This is a genomic window from Paenibacillus sp. FSL M7-1046 (assembly GCF_038007405.1).
Lineage (GTDB): Bacteria > Bacillota > Bacilli > Paenibacillales > Paenibacillaceae > Paenibacillus_AQ.
The window spans coordinates 5,087,605-5,107,258 of the sequence record NZ_JBBOXB010000001.1; the positions used below are offsets into that span (position 1 = coordinate 5,087,605).

The window sequence follows — 19,654 nt, forward strand, 5'->3', positions numbered from 1 at the left end:
GTCTATATTACAAGCTGCAATGAACAAATACAATGAATACCCCGAAATTTATGTCAATTCAGGTAATATTGCGCATGAAGAGTTGACCTTCAGAATGAAATGTTTCCGCTATCCGGCTGCGCTGCTCCGTTCAGGATTCCGTCAACCCATAAATAACAGCGTTTCAATTGTTCCTCTGAAATAAGGTCGGAGCGGTGCTCGAACATGATTTTTACGTCACTGTTCTCCGCGCGGATAATCCGCAAATAATCCTCGATTGGTGCCCAGCCGTCTTGCGGGCTTAATTCGGGAAGAACCGGATAGTGGCTGTTTTGCACACTGTCATTCACCTGAACATTGGAGAGGTGGATCAGACCTGCATAGCGGGTAAACTTTCTGAGGATGGCTCTGGCATCAAAATACGGGTCGAGCTTGTCCTGCAAAAATAACCTCGCAGTATCCAGGCAGAGCTTAATCCGGGGGTACCGGATCAATAATTGCTCGAAAAAATCGTTGTCGTAAATATATCTGTTTAATGAATCAAATTCCAATACGGGGACAAATTGATACTGAAGGCTCTGTGCATTCAGCCATTCAAAGAGTTGCTCGCTGCGCATTATCAGCTCTTCCAGCGTGATTTCAGATTCATAGATAAACTCCCGGGAATCTCCAAACCGCCATCCTGTCCAATTCACACGTTCGTCCAGAATCACAGGTTTCGGATAATGAAAAAGAATATATTCCGGATGAAGGGCTGTCAGAACATCCAGCTCTTCCCGGACATGCTGATAGGCATCCTCACGCACCTGCCCGTCTGTGGAGAGGAAAAGGGGATCGCGTAGCCTGGTGGCGTCAGCCCGGAACGGAAAATGTACGCCAACCTGAAATCCTTTGCTGCGGGATTCTTCGATTAAATGCTGCATATCTTCTGCGGTGGTGAATGAACAAGCCTCTATTCCATAGAATCCGTTTCTAAAGTCTTTATGGAATTTCTCGTAATCAAACCCTCCATATTGTCCAATCATAAACTGCTGCAGTCTAACCGCCTCGCTTTTAAGTCATTTTTTGGTATTAGCTTCGCTGGACAACTTCCAATTTCCTGCCTGGGCCGTAGTATTTCGGATAGACAATTAACCGGCCCGTTCAATATACTAGGGGAAAGAAATGGTTTCAAAAGGTTTTAGCAAAGGAGAATAGAAGTGACTAACAAGCGGATTGCCGGCCTTCGGCTCTTGAACCAGCACATCAGCAGTCCCGCGTTCCAGCAGCCGGAACAGGTCGTAAGGGCACTAGGTGCGCTGCAGGCACAGGACTATATGCAGGCGGTCTGGGCTATCGGCTTGCGCACAGCATCGGCGGGATTGGCCGATGTGGAGCGGGCCATTACGGAACGGAAAATTCTTCTGACCTGGTCACTTCGCGGGACCATTCATTGTGTACCGCCTGAAGATGTGAAGTGGATGCTTCAGCTATGCGCTCCACGGCTGCTGCGGGCGACAAAACGCAGGCTGGAACAATTGGAGCTGGACGACAAGACTTTGGAGCGCTGCAGAAGGATCCTCTATCATGCCTTAAAAGGAGGGCGGTGTATTACGCGCCCTGATCTGCTTCGGCTGCTGGAGGATGAGGGGATCAGCACTGCCAGCCAACGGGGCTACCATATCCTGTGGCACTGCGCGTATAACGCATTAATTTGTTTTGGGCCTCTGCAAGGCAAGCAGCAAACCTTCGTCCTGCTGGATGAATGGGTAACCGGGTCCAGGGAGCTGTCCTTCGATGAATCACTTGCTGAGCTTGCCCTGCGGTATTTTACGACCCATGGGCCTGCAACCGTACATGATTTCGCCTGGTGGACAGGCATGACGGTTACGGATGCCAGAGCAGGACTGGACGCGGTGAGCAACGAGCTTATAAGCGAAGTTATAGAATCCGGTGAGTACTGGATGCCGAATACACCGGTTGACGGAGCAGAGACCGGTAAATCTTCCGGTGTCTATCTGCTTCCGGGTTTCGATGAGTATATTCTGGGCTACAAGGACCGCAGTGCGGTCCTTGAGCCGGAGACCGCTCCGCTAATTGTTCCCGGCAACAACGGTGTATTTATGCCGACGATTGTATGGGATGGACAGGTCATCGGGATATGGAAACGAACCCTCAAGAAAAAAGGTGCCGAGCTGATGTTATCCCCCTTTAGATCCTTGGACGGCGTCCTCAAAGAACAGTTGGAAGAGGCTGCCGGACGCTATGCTGCTTTTCTGGGACTCCCGCTCACCAAGCTTGATATGAAAGAAATATAAGCCGAAAACCGCTGGATTGCCCGTAAGGCCAACGTTGTAAATCATTTTGGACACTGCTCTTATTATATGAATGTGCTCTATAAATCATGGAAAACAACGATTCAGGATAATGCGTTCGTTGATCCCATGGAGTATGCCGCCGAAGGCGGATGTTTCCTAAGGGTTCCTCTGGCCAAGATTGGCCGGCGGGACCTTTTTTAAAATATAAGAATTAGTATGCTTCACGCTATAAATTATCCTTCTATTTCTCGCTGAAACGGATACCGTCCTTTTGAGGACGGCGAAGCCGTTTCCACTTGTGAAAAAAGCTGAAAAGTATGACTAAAAGTTGAAAGAACCGATCACGCTAGCAGGAATAAATTGGAGGGCTATCGAATAGATAGCGAGTGTGTGCCAGCAAAATTCGACTTTTGAAATCCGTGCATAAGAGGGGTTAGAGACAATGAAAACAGGGCGGAAAACAATTTTTTTGGTCGTTACGTTTGGGTTGATTTTTCTTCTGCCTTTACTGGGCAGTTTGGCTCAGTGGAAGGGGCTGCCCGCAGGTTATGGTGAGTTTCCCGCACAAAAGGTGGAGAACGATCCGGGGTTCAGCCTGATCTATTTCTCCCTGGCCTGTATTGTGGCTTTACTCATTACCCTGGTGCTGTTATTTCCCCGCTGGTTTGGGTTCAAGAAGACTCAGCGGATACCTGAGCCGCAGGCTCCAGCCACCGGATTTCCCGTCTGGTTCTGGTGGAGTCTGCCGGTGCTTGCACTCAGCTGGTTTCTGATGTGGGCACGGCTCAAGCTGCCGTTTTCGTTGGAATCCTACACGTTTGTTCCATTGTGGTGGTCATTTATTTTGATTTTGGACGGATTGGTTTATAAAAGAACTAACGGAGTTTCGATTATTTCCCGCAAGCCTCAACTGATGCAGCTGCTGGCTGTGGTGTCCTGCTTCAGCTGGTTCGCTTTTGAATATCTTAATTTTTTTGTGATCGAAAACTGGTATTATCCCAATAAAGAGGTCTTCTCGAACTTTGGCAATGTGTTCTGGTTTTCTTTGTCCTATACTACCGTGCTTCCGGCAATTGTTGAATGGTACATGCTGCTCAAGACTTTCAGGGCGCTTAGGGAGCGCTACAAAAACGGGCCGAAATTTACGGTCTCTAGAACTTTTCTGATTATTTATTATGTCCTTGGACTGATTTTGGCCTTTGGTATGGGGTATTACCCCTATTTGCTGTTCTGGGTGCTTTGGGTGGCTCTTGTCCCGATGCTGTCTGCCGCTATGGCGCTTGCCGGCTTCTGGACCCCGTTTACATCCATCAAGAACGGAGATTGGTCCAAGGTTATTCTGATAGCACTGGCCACTTTGTGCAACGGATTCTTCTGGGAGTTCTGGAACTTTGGCAGCGAGTGGTTCCACGATTCAATGCCCGTAAATCCGAATTATTGGAAATATTCTGTGCCTTATCTGGATAAGTTCCATATTTTTTCCGAAATGCCGATTTTGGGCTACTACGGGTATCTATTTTTTGGCCTGAACTGTTGGATTATGTGGCTGATCGCCGCCTATGTGTTTAAATTTGATGCCGATTTTGAAGTAACGGGAGACAAGAGCTAAAGGTGGAGTGGGCATGATTGCATTTGAAAACTATCAGCTTCTGGAAACTATTTCCGACAACGTTATCAAATCGGTCTACAGGTGCGCAGATGCTGCATCAGGTATTACGGTCATTCTGAAAGTGCTGAAGTCGGAGTTTGCCGGTACGGAAGCTGTGATGCGGTTCAAACAGGAATTCAGGCTGCTTCAAGAGCTGAGTGAAACGGCTCCGGGGGTTATTCGGCCTTACAAGCTGGTAGAGCAGAACGGGTGCTACATCATGGTGCTGGAGGATGCCGGTGGACGGTCGCTTAAGAGGATTATGGCTGAAGATTCGCCGGATCAGCACACGCTTTTGCAGCTGGCGATTCAGGTAATTGATATTCTGGGAGCGATACATGAACAGAATGTAATCCATAAGGACATCAAACCCTCGAATATCATTTGGAACAGGGAACGGAATCTCGTACAGATCATTGATTTCGATCTTGCCGTGAAGCTGTCCAAGGAGCGGCCGGAGTTTCAGAACAGCGGTGTACTCGAAGGGAGCCTGCACTATATTTCCCCGGAACAGACGGGAAGAATGAGCCGGAATATTGATTACCGGAGTGATTATTATTCGTTTGGCGTTGTGCTCTACGAGATGATGACCGGCATAAAGCCGCATGACTCGGAGGAAATGCTGGAGCAGATTTATTCCATTATCGCCAAGGAAGCCGTTCCCCCCTATAAAGCAGCCGGCGGCAAGGTCTCACCTGTCCTGTCCGCTATCATCATGAAACTCATGGAGAAATCCGCTGAAGATAGATACCGCAGTGCCTACGGAATTAAAGCGGATCTGAAAAAATGTCTAGCAGGAACCGAGGCGTTTGTGATCGGCAGCGAGGATCGGCTGAATCTATTCCGCATCCCGCAAAAGCTGTACGGCAGGGAAGCGGAAGTAGCCTGTCTTTCCGATGCATTCCAGCGTTGTGTCCGGGGCAACCCGCAGATTATGTTCGTAACGGGAGACGCCGGAGTGGGCAAAACTGCGCTGGTTCACGAGCTGCATCAATACATTAGCCAGGAGAAGGGCCTGTTCGCCGAAGGCAAGTTCGACCAGTACAACAGGCATATCCCTTACAGTGCATTGATTCAGGCGTTCCGAAAGTTGATCAGCCAGCTGCTGGACAGCCCGGATGAGGATTACAAACAATATATCGGAGGCGCTCTGACCAAGGCGCTGGACGGAAATGGCAGCCTGATTGCCGGCTTGATCCCGGAGCTCAGCCTGTTCATCGGCGATCAGCCGGAGTTGGAGCCCCCGCCGCTTAATCCCGCAGAGGAGACCAACCGGTTCTTCCTCACATTTGCCAAGTTCATCGAAGGAATTACAAGGAACGAGAGACCGCTGGTCCTGTTCCTGGATGACCTGCAATGGGCGGACTTCTCGAGCCTTCAGCTTGTGGAGAGGTTGGTGCTGGATAACCAGCTGCGGAAAGTTTTTGTTGTCTGTTCTTACAGGCACGACGAAATGCCTGCTGGTCATCCGCTGTTTACCTCTAAGATGAAAATGGAGAAAAGCAGGGAAGTAGATGAAATTAAGCTGGGAGCTTTGTCCTTGAGTCATGTGCAAAGTCTGATTGCCGATACACTCTATACGGGTACAGACAACGTCAGACAGCTTGCAGAGGTTATTTATAAGCGTACCAAGGGCAACTCTTTTTTTATCAGCGAAATTTTGAAGGATCTTAATAAAACCGGGTATTTGTATTTTGATGAGCGGCAAGGTGAGTGGACCTGGCAGCTTCAGCAGATTGTAAACCTCCCGATCAATGACAATATCGTCGAATTTCTAATGATGAAGCTGATCACCTTGCCGGAAGATCTGCGCAGAATTTTGATGCTTGGTGCTGCCATTGGCAATGTGTTTGATTATGGCATGCTGACATTGATTGCGGAAGAGCCGCGGGAAGTCCTTGCCGGCTGTATCGCTGCGGCGGTGGAAGGAGAGTTCATTCACCCTGCCGACTACCGTTATGGCCTATTCTCAGGTCTGCTCGCCGATGCGGGGGAAGATCTGCTGCAATTGGCCGACATCCCGTTCAGATTCTCCCATGACCGGATTCAGCAGGCGTTCTACCAGATGCTGAACGAGGACAAGAGCAAAGCGCTGCATCTGAAGATCGGGCGGCTAATGCTGGATAAGCTGACGCCTGAGGAAGCGGAGGACAAAATCGTCGATATCGCCGCACATTTGAACAAAGGGCTGGAGCTGATTGGCGATAAGCAGGAAATCAGCAGGGTAATTCTGCTTAATCTGAAGGCAGCCCGCAAAGCAAAAGCCGGGTTTGGCTATGAATCGGCTTATGTGCTGCTGGAAACGGCAAAAAAGCTGCTGCCGGAGGATGCCTGGACCGAAGATCGGCTTCAGACAGCAGAAATCTATGAGCTCTATGCGGAATGCGGTTACCTCACCCATCATACTGAAGCGGCAGACAGAGCCTGTTCAATTCTAATCCAGCATACGGAAGACAGAATGGCCCTTGCGCAAATTTACGAGATGCAGGCTAATCACTATATGTATCTGGGCTTGATGAAGGAATCAATTCAATCGGGCAGACAAGGCCTGGCTGTACTGGGAATGAACATCCCGGAGAAGGTTGGTATGGGCTCCGTGCTTAAGGAGCTTGTGAAGATCAAGACTGCACTTCGCGGGAGACCGGCCGAGGATATTTTTGCGGCGGCTGAGATGAAGGAGCCGGAAATGAAGCTGATCATGAGACTGCTGATTAACTTCATTCCACCAGCCTTTATTTCCGGGGAGACCTCACTTTTTGGCTTAGTTGTACTGAAGAAGGTTGGGCTCACGCTGACTTACGGCAATGCTCCGGAATCGGCACTTGCTTTTGTCGGCTATGCCATGCTGTTATCCGGATTTGGGGACAGCAAGGGAGCTTTTGACTATGGAAGACTGGGCATACGAATGAATGACAAGTTCAATGACCAGCAGTGGAAGGGCGCGACATATGTACTATATACCCTGTTCTCTCACGCCTGGACGGAGCCTTGGGACACGCTGCAGGACTGGTTCACCACATCCATAGAAGCCAGCCTGCGGACAGGGGATTTATTGTATCTGGCCCACTCCTCCTTCTACGTAAATCTCTGGAATCCGTCAATGGATATTGCCGCGAACCTGCAGGAAAGCAGCCGGACCCTTGCGATGATCGAGAATACGAAGTATAAGGAGTCCCTTGCGACAGCGCAGCTGGCCCGGCAGTATCTACTGAATCTGGCCGGTGAGCTTGCGGACAACCATTCTTTTGACGGGGATGAGTTCAGTGAAGAAGTCTATTTGCGGGAGCTTACGGAGGCCAAGTATTTTTCCGGAATCGCCATCTATTATATTTATAAAATGAAGCTATTGTTCACCTACGAGAGCTACCGGGAGGCTATGGGTTATATAGATAAAGCCTACCCGATTATCGGCACACTTGCCGGCTCGGCTTTTATGGAGGAGTTCGCCCTCTACACGTTCCTTAACCTGGCTTACAGTTACAAGGATCTGAATTTTCTGGATAAAAAGAAGGCCCGGAGCAGAATGCGCAAGGAGTTCCGCCGGGTCCGCAAGTGGGCCAGGCATGCACCGCATACCTTCCGCCAGCATGAATATCTGATGAAGGCCGAATGGGCACGGATCTCCCGGCAGGACGAGAAAGCGGGGCATTACTACGACCTGGCGATTGAGACCAGTGAACAGGGCAGCTTCGTGAGATATAAGGCGCTGACCAATGAGCTGGCGGCCCGTTTTTACTACAACAAGGGTTTCAAAGAGTTCGCGGCCTATCTGCTCAGACAATCGGAATATTATTATTCCGTCTGGGGGGCGAAGGAGAAGATCAGGTTTATTAACGAACGCTACCCGGATATCGTCAAGAAAATCAACACCAAGGAATTTATGCACGGGCGCACGGTCTCGGATTATACCGAAAGCATTGATCTGAATTCGATGATCTTGGCCTCTCAGGCCATTTCTAAGGAAATTGAGCTGAATAATCTGCTGGAAGCGCTCATGCAGATTGTCATCAAAAATGCCGGGGCCCAGCGGGGTTTTATCCTGATGACCTCCAAGACCGGTCTGCTGGTGGAAGGGGAGTATCAGCCGGAGGAAGATAAAATCACGGTAGCCGTGCAGGATCATAAGAGGTATGACAATCTGCCGGATTCGATAGTAAGGCTGGTGGAGGAGAGCAGGGAAACGGTCATTTACAATGATGCCTATTCCGAGACCCCGTTCGTTAATGATCCTTATATCGTCAAACACTGTCCTAAGTCGCTCGTCTGCATGCCGCTGATCAACCAGAACAAGACCATCGCGATTATTTACCTGGAGAATAACCTGGTGACAGGCCTATTTACGAAGGAACGGATGAAGATTATCAATCTTCTGTCCAGAGAAATGGTCTTCTCGCTGGAGAATGCCAGCCTTTACTCCGAACTGGAGCGCTCCGAAGAGAAATACCGTGAGCTGGTGGGCAATCTGCAGGACGGAATCTTTATTACGCAGGACAAAAAATGCAAATACGCAAATGAAGCGCTGGCACAAATGCTGGGCTACCACACGGAGGAGATGCTGGAGCAGCATTTTGAGAACTTCGTGAGTCCAGCTGAACGGGAAAAGGTTCTGCATTATTACTCCAGACGGGTTGAGGGCAAGCAGGCTCCATTTGAGTATGAGACCAAATTGATGCATAAGGACAAAAGTCGTGAAATTATTGTCATTCATAAGGCGACTCTTATTACCTATATGAACAAACCGGCTGTTCAAGGCACCGTAAAGGATATTACCGAGCGCAAAAAGGCAGAGGAGGAGCTGAGACGGCATAAGGATCATTTGGAGGAACTGGTTGTGGAGCGGACTAAGGAGCTGGAGCTGAACAACGAGGAACTGAATAAATATATCCAGCTGATCGAAGAGATATCGATAACCGACGAGCTGACAGGTCTATATAACCGGAGGTATTTCAACAAATTATTCCTCGATGAAGTGGAGAAAGCGGCAAAGGATAAAAATTATCTGACTTATCTGATGCTGGATATTGATTATTTTAAAAAATTCAATGATACGTATGGTCATTATGAAGGAGACAGCGTACTCCGGCAGGTAGGAAGTCTGCTGCAGCAATTGGCTGAACATGCCGACGGCTTCGCGTTCCGGCTGGGCGGAGAGGAATTTGGCATTGTGGTGCCCGGATTCACTCCGTGGCAATCCCGCGAGTATGCTGAAAACATCAGAAGAAGCATCGCCGATCTGCGGATCGAACATTCGCTGAGTCCAGAGCACGGAATCATAACGGTATCCATAGGTGTTGCCGCAGTTCGCGTCGACAACCTTCGCGAAGAGGATATTTACAAGCTCGGCGACGATGCGCTGTATCAATCCAAAGCAGAGGGCAGAAACTGCGTGACGCTGTTTGAATAGCCAATTCTCTTTCAGAACCTCCAGAGCCGTAAGGTTGCGGAGGTTTTGCTGTCTGCTCTGAACCCGCAAAATAACTAGCCTAACATGTCTATCCATTCTGCGGTGAGGCTGCTTCCCCATGCTTCCGTTAGCGCTTAGGTTCAGGTATTATTGTGGTAGTGACACTGCTGAATCTGCTTGGGGCTGCATGGCACAAAACTATAACTAAACTACAGGAGCATCTTAATATGTCAAAATACGTCGAAATTGGTTATCCAATTTATGAAGGAATGCCTGTTTTCCCAGGATTGCCAGAAGTGAAATTAGAGCCTAAAGAGCGCTTGGACAAAGGGGATGACTGGAACGGAAGTGTGTTAAGTATTTATCTTCATGCCGGTACCCATGTCGATGCCCCGTGGCATCACATGAATAACGGTAAGGGAATAGATGCTATTCCGATTGAAGACTTCATTTACCGAAAGCCGCTGTTAATTGATTGCCCGCTTGGCCCGAACGGCTTTATCACCGTCGAAAAGCTAGAACAATATGAAGAACTGAATGAAGCGGATCTTCTGATTTTCAACACGAGTCATTGGAAACACCGGGATACTGATTTCGGGAAATACGCCAATAATTTCCCCGCTGTCTCTCCTGAAGCCGCTGAATACATCCGGACGAAGTTGCCAAACTGCAAAGCGGTGGCTATTGATACCTTGAGCATTGAGAATATGAGTGAAGCCAAAAGAAACGGTTATTTTGTCCACCATGCCTTCTTAGATCATGAAAAGTATAAAGAGAAGACAATACTCATTTATGAAGACGTCAATCCAGCGCCGCTGGTTGGCAAAAAGTTAATTTCTGCCTTTACAGCTCCGCTTCGCATTAAAAACCATGATGCATCTATCGTTAACATCATCGTTGAAATTGAAGAATAAAGCCTGACAAGGAATGTGCGGACGATCCGTCCGGGGAAGAAATTGCGGCATACATAGAGAAGATGAGCGTAAAGGCGCTCGGATATGAAGAAGAAGTGATTTACGCAGTTTGTCTTTTATAACTACAACAAACCGCCCGTGGACAATCCACGGGCGGTTTGTTGTTTAACTCTTAGTACTCATTGAACATTGTGGCAATTTCATCGTACTGTACAGTTTGCGTCAGTGCCAGCGACAGCAGAATTCTCGCTTTCTGCGGCACCAGGCTGTTGCAGGGAATCGAATTGGCAGAAAGGTCAATGTAAGAATCCTTCAGCGTAATTCCACTGGAGATCCGCGAGCAGCGGACGACCGGAATGTTGTTGTTCTTAAGTTTCCCGACTTTATCAATCCATGGTTTGCTGTATATTCCTCCGCCCGCTCCTGCAATTACAATTCCTTTGGAGATCGTAGCCAGGTAATCTAGAATGCCCGGATCGGCATCGACGTGGAAATAAGCGACAGACACTTCAGGCAATCCACTCAGAGCCGATACGTCGAACTGTGCTGCAGTGGTATGCCTTTTAAGGGATCTTGTATAGAAGAAAGCCTGACTGTCGCGCATGTAGCCCAGGCAGCCGAAATCCCGCTCGTCAAAGGCGTTGGCTTTAAAGGTATTCACCTTCTGCACATCTCTGCCGCTGTAAATCCCCTCTGCAAAAACAACCATAACTCCTTGACCGGAAGCGTCCGGATTCGCTGCCAACGCTACCGATTGGAACAGGTTCAGTGGGCCATCTGCGCTGATCGCAGTTGCAGGCCGCATTGATCCGGTAATAATCACCGGCTTGTCGGTTTTGATAACCAGGTTCAGGAAATAAGAGGTTTCATCAAGAGTGTCGGTTCCGTGCGTAATGACGAATCCGTGAATATCCTCACGGAGGGCAAGGGTGTTGATCAATGTAGCCAACGTCAGCCAGTGGTCGCTGGTAATGTCGGCACTGCAAAGGTTGCTGACCTGTACTCCGGCGCAATTTGCGATCCGCTCCAGATGGGGAACACTGTCCAGCAGGTCTTGTATCGGCAGGGCGCCGGGTTCATAATTCAATGTTTTGTGGGCTTCTCCACTTCCGGCAATGGTGCCGCCGGTAGCCAGAATGACCACATTTTTAAGCACGGGATTATAGTAAGGGGAAGCGTCAAAATTCACTTCAGGGATTGGAATAATCATCTTTTCGTTTCCTTTCAGGTCAATCTATTATGTGAGAAAGCTAATGTTATGCCATTAACAAGTCAATAGAATTGTATCAAACCTTTCCTATAATAAATAGCCATGTGCAGTATTTTATGATGAAAATAATTTGCTGGACCGTGATGTGAGGATATTCAAGAAACAAAGGAGAATTTTCTATTCCGGGTGGATAGCTCAAATGATAACATCAGGATGAAAGAACAGCAGCAGCCAAATATAGGGAGGGGTTTTTTAGAATGAAAAAGTCTTTGAGAGCGATACCATTATTGCTTGTAGCCATGATGCTTGCAGTGCTGGTATCCGCTTGCGGTAACGGTGCAGGCGGTAAGGTGGATGTAGGCATCGTGCTGCCGACTAAGGATGAGCCGAGATGGGTGCAGGATGAGCAAAGATTCAAGGATGCGCTGAAAGACACCAAATATACCTCGGAGATCCTGTTCAGCCAAGGTTCTTCTGCTAAAGAAAAAGAAAACGTAGAAGCCTTGATTGCAAAAGACATTAAAGTCCTGATCATTTGTCCGCAAGACGGTGATGCCGCCGCTGCAGCAGCTGAGGCCGCTCAAAAAGCAGGCATCAAGGTTATCGCCTATGACCGCTTGATTAACAACACGGATGCCGTTAACTACTATGTAACTTTTGACAGCATCGCAGTAGGTAAAGCACAAGCCCAATACCTGGTGGATCATGCCAAAGGCAAAGGCCAGCCATTGTATTTGTACGCGGGTGCAGCTTCGGATAACAACGCATTTCTGTTCTTCGAAGGCGCTTGGTCTGTGCTTCAGCCGAAGATTTCTGACGGCACATTCACCATCGCCAACTCCAGTGAAGCTGTTGCTCTGAAGGATAAAGCAGAGCTGACCCGTGAGGAACGCAGTAAAATCATCAGCCAGGTGACCACAAACTGGGATGCCAACGAAGCTAAGAACAAAGCACAAACTCACTTGACCGCTGCAAGCGCTGATCAAAAGGGCGATGTGGCCATCCTTGCTCCAAATGACGGCACAGCCCGTTCCATTGCTGACGTATTCGCTTCGGATTCCGCAGTGACCAGCTTCATCATTTCCGGCCAGGATGCTGAGAAGGCTTCCATCCAATACGTCATTGACGGCAAACAATCAATGACCGTGTTCAAGGATGTCCGCAACCTCGTTAAAGATGCAATCAACATGGGGGTTTCCATTCTCGACGGCAAAACGCCTGAAACAACCGGCTCCTACGATAACGGCAAGATTGAAGTACAAGCGAAGCAAACCGATGTTCAAGTCGTTGACAAGGACAATGTCAAAGCAGCACTCATTGATTCCAAATATTACGAAGCCAGCGAGTTCACGGGACTGTAAACGCACCTGAACATAGTTTAGACGGAGTAGTGATAGATACATCTATCACTATTCCTCTATTCTAAGACTTGTTTTGTGAAGGAGCACAAGCTAATTATGAATCCATATATTTTAGAAATGAACAATATTTCCAAGGAATTCACCGGCGTAAAGGCGCTCTCGAATGTCAATTTCAAAGTTAGCAAAGGCGAGATTCACTGTCTGGTCGGCGAGAACGGTGCCGGCAAGTCCACACTCATGAAGGTGCTTAGCGGGGTGTATCCGCATGGAACATATTCAGGGGATATTGTCTTTGAAGGCAACGTGCAGAGCTTTGGCAGAATTAGCGACAGCGTCAGAACCGGGATCGCAATTATTTATCAGGAGTTAGCCCTGTTTCCGGATCTGACCGTATATGAGAATATTTTTGCCGGGAACGAAGTGAAGAAAGGCGCAATCGTTGATTGGAATCAGACGATTGTCAAAGCGAAGGAAATGCTGAAGAAAGTGAATCTTAACGTCAATCCTGAAGTGCTGATTAAGGATTTGGGTGTCGGCAAGCAGCAGCTGGTTGAAATCGCCAAGGCGCTCAGCAAGGATGTGAAGCTGCTTATTCTCGATGAACCAACAGCCGCACTTAATGAAGATGACAGTGAGAACTTGCTGGAACTGCTGAGAGAACTGAAGAAACAAGGAATTACCAGCATCATGATCTCCCATAAATTGAAGGAAGTTATTGCTATAGCGGATCATGTCACCGTACTTCGCGATGGACGGACGATATGCACGCTTGATGCTGCCAAGAATGAAATATCAGAAAGTGTAATTATCAAGAACATGGTCGGCCGTGACATCGATGATATCTACCCTAAACGGAATACTGAGCATTTCGGAAATGATGTGCTGGAGGTCAAGAACTGGACGGCATTTGACCCCAAGCTGGGCCGGGATGTGGTCAAGGATGTGAACATCCACGTGAAAAAGGGCGAGATTGTCGGCATCGCCGGTCTGATGGGCTCAGGCCGGACGGAATTGGCACAAAGCATCTTCGGCAATCCGAAATCCTATAAAATACATGGCGACTTATATATGAACGGCGCCAAAAAAGTATTTAAGAACACCAAAGACGCAATCAATGCGGGAATCGCCTATGTGACGGAAGACCGGAAAGGCGACGGCTTATTTTTGATTCAGGATATCAAGCAAAATATTTCAGTCTCTAATCTTGAGGCCATTTCTTCGCAGGGAATGATCAACACCAATGAAGAAGTGAAGATTTCGAACGAATACAAAAAATCCATGAATATCAAAGCCCCGTCTGTTGAACAGCTGGTCGGTAATTTAAGCGGCGGCAACCAGCAGAAAGTTTCCCTTGGCAAATGGCTGTTTGTAGGACCGACCCTGCTCATTCTGGACGAACCTACACGCGGCATTGACGTCGGAGCGAAATTTGAAATTTATACGATTATGAACAAGCTGATCAGCGAGGGTATGAGCATCATCATGATTTCCTCGGAGCTGCCTGAAGTGCTTGGAATGAGTGACCGCGTGTATGTCATGGCCGAGGGCAAAATCAAAGGCGAGCTGTCCGCAAAGGACGCAGATCAAGAAAAAATAATGAAACTTGCTACGCAATAGGAGGAAGACCCGTGAAATTATTTAACGAAGCGAAATCATTGATCAAGGTTAATATCCGGGATTATGGGATGTACATTGCTTTATTCGTCATTATGCTGACTTTTTCGATCATGACGGATGGACTGTTTATGTCTTCGCGGAATATAAGCAACTTGATTGATGCCACTGGCTACATTGCTGTTCTGGCTGTCGGAATGACACTGGTCATTGTGATCCGGCATATCGATTTATCCGTCGGTTTTGCAGCCGGGTTCCTGGGGGCAATTGCCGCCATCTTCTTAACGCAGGCAGGAGTTCCGGTCTATTTCACCATTCCGCTTATTTTGATCATGGGGATTATTGTTGGACTCTTTAACGGTTTCCTGGTTGCACAGATGGGTATTCCTTCTTTTGTGGCTTCTCTGGCAGCGATGCTGATTTTCAGAGGTGCACTGCTCCGTGTCACGGAGAAGACAGGAACCATCATCGTGAAGGATGAGCATTTCAACGCGATCGGCAATGGTTTTATCCCGGCCATCGCCAAGGTTGGCAATTTGAATCTGCTGTCGCTGATTATCGGCGCACTCATTATCGTCCTGTTCATTTATTTTGAATTCTCCAAACGGAACAATAAGCTCAAATACAACTTCGAAGTATTGTCAAACGGCATGTTTACCGTCAAGCTGGTCTTCGTGTCCGCCATCATTGCTTACATTACTTGGATTCTCGCAGGTTACAACGGCTTCTCGTGGACAGTAGTCATCGTGATGATCGTCGTTGTCATCTATCACATTCTGACGACCTCCACTGTAATCGGGCGTCATATCTACGCAGTCGGAAGCAACCCGGAAGCCGCGAATCTAAGCGGGATCAGCGTTAAGAAAATTACGTATATTGTATTTTGCTCCATGGGACTCTTGTCTGCACTGTCGGGGATTCTGTTCACTTCCCGCCTGCAGTCGGCGACTACCACAGCAGGAACGCTGTTTGAACTGGATGCCATTGCGGCTGCTTATGTTGGCGGCGTATCCGCTGCCGGCGGGGTAGGTAAGGTTACCGGTTCCATTATCGGTGCGGTCGTTATGGCTTCACTTTCCAGCGGCATGAACCTGCTAGGCGTTGGTATTTCCTATCAGTACATGATCCGTGGCGGCGTGCTGGCCGCAGCTGTAATCTTTGATGTAATGACACGCAAGCAAAGAGCATAGTTCTTCAAGACAGAACTCACTGGTTAAAAAAGCGGCGGAGTGCTAAGAGGCACTCCGCCGCTTTTTTTACTAATAAATGATTACTCCAAGCTTCCCATAATATAGTATAATGTCTGATAAATCTGTGATCGCTCACTGAAGAAAGGCATGAGAGATTCGCACCATTATAAGGTAGATATAGAGGAGGTAAAGCATACGAATCCTTATTTTACATTGCAGCAGGTGTCGGAGGGTGTCTGGGCCGCTATCGTTATTCCCGGAAGTGGAGCTTTGGGGAACGCGTCGATTATAGATCTGGGTGATGTAACAGTAGTTGTAGACACCTTCAGTCTTCCGCAGGCAGCCGAGTTCCTACGTTCTGAGGCAGAGCTGCTTACGGGTAAGCCAGTGAAATACATAGTCAATACCCATTATCATGGAGATCATCATTATGGCAATCAGGTGTTTGCCGGCAGCATCATTATCTCCACAGTGCTTACACGTGAGGTGCTGAATCAAGGTGGGGCTCCAGATCTGAATACTTGGCAGAGCGGCCTGCGAAATCAAATCGAAATGCTGGAACAAGGGAAAAAGGCTGCAGCAGATCCCCGGCTCAGCGAAGCGCTTGGTTATGAAATTGCCGACAAGGCTGTGCTGCTGGCGGCAACGCCTATGATCCATAGAGTGACAGCATCCGTTACTTTCTCGCAGCAACTGATTATTCACGGCTCGGCCCGTTCGATTACTCTGCTCACCTATGGCGGCGGGCATACGGAAAGCGATGCGATGGTGTATATCGAAGACGCCAAGGTGTTGATTGCCGGTGATCTTATCTTAAGCCACTCCCACCCGGCGATGTTGAGCGGCTTTCCGGTTGCCTGGATTGAAATTCTGGAACGGATTGAGCGCGAGATTGATGTCAATCTGGTTATTCCCGGGCATGGCGGGGTCACCGGCAGGGAAAGTATTGCAGAGATGATAAGTTACCTTACTGATATCCAGGCTTACACGGAGAACGCTGCCCAGAGTGGAGAATCCGCAGATCGCTGGCTGGAGAAGGGGATACCGGCACCGTATGATCATTGGATGATGTCCCATGTATATGAATGGAATTTCCGCTGGCTTTTTAATTTACTACTCAAAGAAGAGAGAGGATAACATGTTACAACTTGAAAGCAAGGATTATTTCAAAGGCTTGCCGCTGCTCGATCATGTGAATATTAACACAATGTTTGCACGGGCAGTGCTTGAGCACCTTGTTCCCGGCAGCGTTTATGTAGATGCTGTGCACAATCCCCGTGCCTTCTATGTGGTGCATTCCTATGGCATGTCCTTATTGTTTGGAGAGGCCGGCAACGAGGCATTTACACGGGGGCTTCATGATTATATGACTAATCAAGCAGGGGGGAGACAGAGTGCGGAGTGGCTGCAAAGTGATCCGGCAGCAGAGTGGACCCCTATCCTTGATTCTATTTTATCTATTCATAACAGCTCTCTGATAAACAGCGGAATTTCATCCATGGAGAATCATTCCCGGGCCATTGAGCGGAATACAAGAGTGAACTTCTGCTTCAACCGAGAAGCTTACATGGATGCCAAGGCGCAGCTTCCGCGACCTGACGGCATTATCATGCGTACGACCAAAGAACAGTTCCTGGCTCAGAGCGGAGCGGTCGTTCCCCGGTTTTTTTGGCGGGATGAGGAGCATTTTGCTGCCGAAGGGATAGGCTATACTTTAGTTTCAGACGGAGAAGCTGCTGCTACCTCTTTTGCGTCTTGCCGCACTGCGGGTCAGCTGGAGATCGGAATCGAAACGGCGGAGAATCATCGCGGAAAAGGCTGCGCACTTGCTGTATGCTCAGCACTGATCGATTATTGTCTGGAGCATAATCTGGAGCCGGTATGGGCTTGTCGTTTGGAAAATCAAGGTTCATATTATTTGGCGCAAAAGCTTGGTTTTAGGCCGACGGTTACTCTGCCATATTACCGGCTGGCTGTGTAATCCTATAAGGGCAGGCGTATAAGCGGCAATCATTTCCTAAAGAGACACATTGTAGTGTCTCTTTTTGTTGAACGCATTTTGAATAATCGGCCGTAGCGATTGACCGGATGCTGGAAGAGCGGTTATTGATGCTTTCAGCACATTGTCCAAGCCCGGAGCAGGATAGAGTCCATGGATACCCGGGCGTGTATCCTTTATAATCTCCAATAATGAGAATGGTTATCATTAGGAGGAAGTGTAATGAGTAAAGAACTTGAACGGAGTTATCCGCACCGCGGTTGTGAGGAGCATGTCCTCTACGCAGGTGAGCGGAGGCTGGAGTACCGGATCCTTGTCTCGCATCCTTCCGGGGAAGCGCCGCCGGAGGGCTACCCGGTCATCTACGCACTTGACGGGAATGCCGTATTTCATACGCTGGCAGAGTCCGCGCGCTTGCAGACACGCAAGCCGCATGGCTATGATCCTGTTGTGATTGTAGCCATCGGCTATCCCTCCAGTGAACCCTTTGACATGACCCGTCGTTGCTATGATTTCACGATGCCTGCGGAGTTAGAATCACTGCCGAAGCGGCCAGACGGCAGTGAATGGCCTGAACATGGAGGCGCGGACAGCTTCCTCGATTTGCTGCAGAACGAGATCATGCCTATGATCTCCGGACTGTTTCCTGTGGATAGCCAGCGCCAGTCACTGTTCGGACATTCGCTGGGCGGCCTGCTCGTCCTGCATGCCCTGTTCACACGGCCGCAACTGTTCACCCATTACGCAGCAGGCAGCCCTTCGGTCTGGTGGGGCGATTATTCCCTGCTGCTTGAGCAGAAGCGGTTCTCCGTCATGTACCCTGGGCTGAAACTCCAGCGGAAACTGCTGATCACCATTGGCGCAGAAGAGCTGGATCACATGGTCGAGGATGCCGAGAAGCTGCCGGTTCTGCTCGCCCCGCTTGCTGCAGAAGGTTTGCAGGTCAGCCTGGCCAAATTCCCGCAAGAGGGCCATGTCACGGTACTGCCCGCAGCTCTCAGCCGTCTGCTGAGATTCGCTCTGGAATCGCAAGAAGAAGCCCAATAAGTGCAAAGTCTGAATAGATCCAAACTATACCTATCTCTTGTGGATCACCCGTCCCTATAATAGAGAATACGTATAAATTTGGAGGCGGATTAGAATGACATTGCGACCTGATATCCAGGCGATTGTTGATACACTTCAGGACCTGGGAGTGATTGAACAGAACAGTCAAGTCAACGAGGAAATGAAAGGAACAACCGACGGTCTCGTTTACATTCTCACTGTTAATAAGGAAGCGAAATATGTGCTGAAGGTAGACAGGCCGCAGAGCATTTCCTGCGCCGAACTGCTGCTGGCAACGTATCCCGGGAGTTCACTGCTGCCAAAACTGCTGTATACCGATCCGTACGGGAACTTCATTCTGTATACCTATACTGCGGGTACAACTCATTATAAACGCGGTGCCAAGATAGATTGGCTGACAGGCATTGTAACCGGTCTTCTGAACCATTATGAAACCTCATCTGCACCACAATGGGGCCGCCTGGAAATGCCGCGGGATTCATGGGCTGAGTTCAATAGAATCAGTTTAGAAGAGGCACGCTCCAATGTGGGGGACATATTGCCTGCGGAGGATTATGATAAAATACAAGCCTTGTCCGGCAGAATCTCCGGCGCGGAGGACAAGTATCTTCTGCATGGCGATACAGGTGTTCATAATTTTGTATTTCAGGATCACAGCCTGGTGGGCGTCATTGACCCTTCGCCGATGGTTGGACCACTCATCTATGACTTCACTTATGCTTTCTGTTCCTCACCGGATGACTTGAATAGGGTCACCTTGTTTAAGGCGTTTGACCAGCTCAAGCAGGAGGCAATAAGACATTCCAGATTGATAGAAGAGGTAGTCTTCCAGCTGTATTGCCGGATTGGCATCTGTGCCAGAGTCCATCCGCATGACTTGAAGGACTATTTGACCGCTTGGGAGCACTGGAGAACACATCTGGTGTAACAACAAATCCTATTAAAATATGGTAAACTTATCACATTAACC

Annotated in this window: 13 protein-coding genes; 11 read left to right on the forward strand and 2 right to left on the reverse strand. The window is 48.7% G+C overall.

Translation table 11 applies throughout. The features are described from left to right. Window positions 1–89 precede the first annotated feature (89 nt). The gene (locus NYE29_RS22475) at window positions 90–1,004 is read right to left on the reverse strand and encodes a sugar phosphate isomerase/epimerase (RefSeq protein WP_340897562.1); all 915 of its coding nucleotides are present in this window, start codon (window positions 1,002–1,004) and stop codon (window positions 90–92) included. Between the two features lie 174 nt (window positions 1,005–1,178). Here NYE29_RS22475 and NYE29_RS22480 point away from each other — a divergent pair, with 174 nt between their 5' ends. The 4 genes from NYE29_RS22480 (at window position 1,179) to NYE29_RS22495 (ending at window position 10,242) form a co-directional block, all read left to right on the forward strand. After that, on the forward strand, window positions 1,179–2,276 hold the full coding sequence (locus NYE29_RS22480) for a winged helix DNA-binding domain-containing protein (RefSeq protein ID WP_340897563.1): 1,098 nt from the start codon (window positions 1,179–1,181) through the stop codon (window positions 2,274–2,276). A gap of 442 nt (window positions 2,277–2,718) precedes the next feature. Continuing rightward, window positions 2,719–3,885, forward strand: a complete 1,167-nt coding sequence (locus NYE29_RS22485; protein WP_340897565.1) for a small-conductance mechanosensitive channel — start codon at window positions 2,719–2,721, stop codon at window positions 3,883–3,885. Between the two features lie 13 nt (window positions 3,886–3,898). After that, window positions 3,899–9,328 carry a diguanylate cyclase gene (locus NYE29_RS22490; protein ID WP_340897566.1) on the forward strand — a complete coding sequence of 1,810 codons (5,430 nt, stop codon included), beginning with the start codon at window positions 3,899–3,901 and terminating at the stop codon, window positions 9,326–9,328. A gap of 227 nt (window positions 9,329–9,555) precedes the next feature. After that, window positions 9,556–10,242 carry a cyclase family protein gene (locus NYE29_RS22495; RefSeq protein WP_076109737.1) on the forward strand — a complete coding sequence of 229 codons (687 nt, stop codon included), beginning with the start codon at window positions 9,556–9,558 and terminating at the stop codon, window positions 10,240–10,242. Between the two features lie 172 nt (window positions 10,243–10,414). Here NYE29_RS22495 and NYE29_RS22500 read toward each other — a convergent pair whose 3' ends face one another. Then, window positions 10,415–11,452 carry an asparaginase gene (locus tag NYE29_RS22500; protein WP_052092185.1) on the reverse strand — a complete coding sequence of 346 codons (1,038 nt, stop codon included), beginning with the start codon at window positions 11,450–11,452 and terminating at the stop codon, window positions 10,415–10,417. A gap of 257 nt (window positions 11,453–11,709) precedes the next feature. On the opposite strand from NYE29_RS22500, the gene NYE29_RS22505 reads away from it, so the two are divergent. The 7 genes from NYE29_RS22505 (at window position 11,710) to NYE29_RS22535 (ending at window position 19,612) form a co-directional block, all read left to right on the forward strand. Beyond that, window positions 11,710–12,813, forward strand: coding sequence for a sugar ABC transporter substrate-binding protein (locus tag NYE29_RS22505; RefSeq protein ID WP_038594151.1), 1,104 nt, complete (start codon window positions 11,710–11,712; stop codon window positions 12,811–12,813). Window positions 12,814–12,909: 96 nt separating this feature from the next. Then, complete coding sequence (locus NYE29_RS22510; protein ID WP_076109736.1) at window positions 12,910–14,430, forward strand: sugar ABC transporter ATP-binding protein; 1,521 nt, start codon at window positions 12,910–12,912, stop codon at window positions 14,428–14,430. An 11-nt stretch (window positions 14,431–14,441) separates the two neighbouring features. Further along, complete coding sequence (locus tag NYE29_RS22515) at window positions 14,442–15,617, forward strand: sugar ABC transporter permease (protein ID WP_038594145.1); 1,176 nt, start codon at window positions 14,442–14,444, stop codon at window positions 15,615–15,617. Between the two features lie 147 nt (window positions 15,618–15,764). Then, a complete protein-coding gene (locus tag NYE29_RS22520) occupies window positions 15,765–16,754 on the forward strand; it encodes an MBL fold metallo-hydrolase (RefSeq protein ID WP_083675766.1) in 990 nt (329 codons plus the stop codon). Window position 16,755: 1 nt separating this feature from the next. Further along, on the forward strand, window positions 16,756–17,598 hold the full coding sequence (locus NYE29_RS22525; protein WP_076112391.1) for a GNAT family N-acetyltransferase: 843 nt from the start codon (window positions 16,756–16,758) through the stop codon (window positions 17,596–17,598). 240 nt (window positions 17,599–17,838) lie between these two features. Continuing rightward, window positions 17,839–18,663, forward strand: coding sequence for an alpha/beta hydrolase (locus tag NYE29_RS22530; protein ID WP_076112392.1), 825 nt, complete (start codon window positions 17,839–17,841; stop codon window positions 18,661–18,663). Window positions 18,664–18,757: 94 nt separating this feature from the next. Next, on the forward strand, window positions 18,758–19,612 hold the full coding sequence (locus tag NYE29_RS22535; protein WP_076112393.1) for a phosphotransferase: 855 nt from the start codon (window positions 18,758–18,760) through the stop codon (window positions 19,610–19,612). Window positions 19,613–19,654 lie beyond the last annotated feature (42 nt).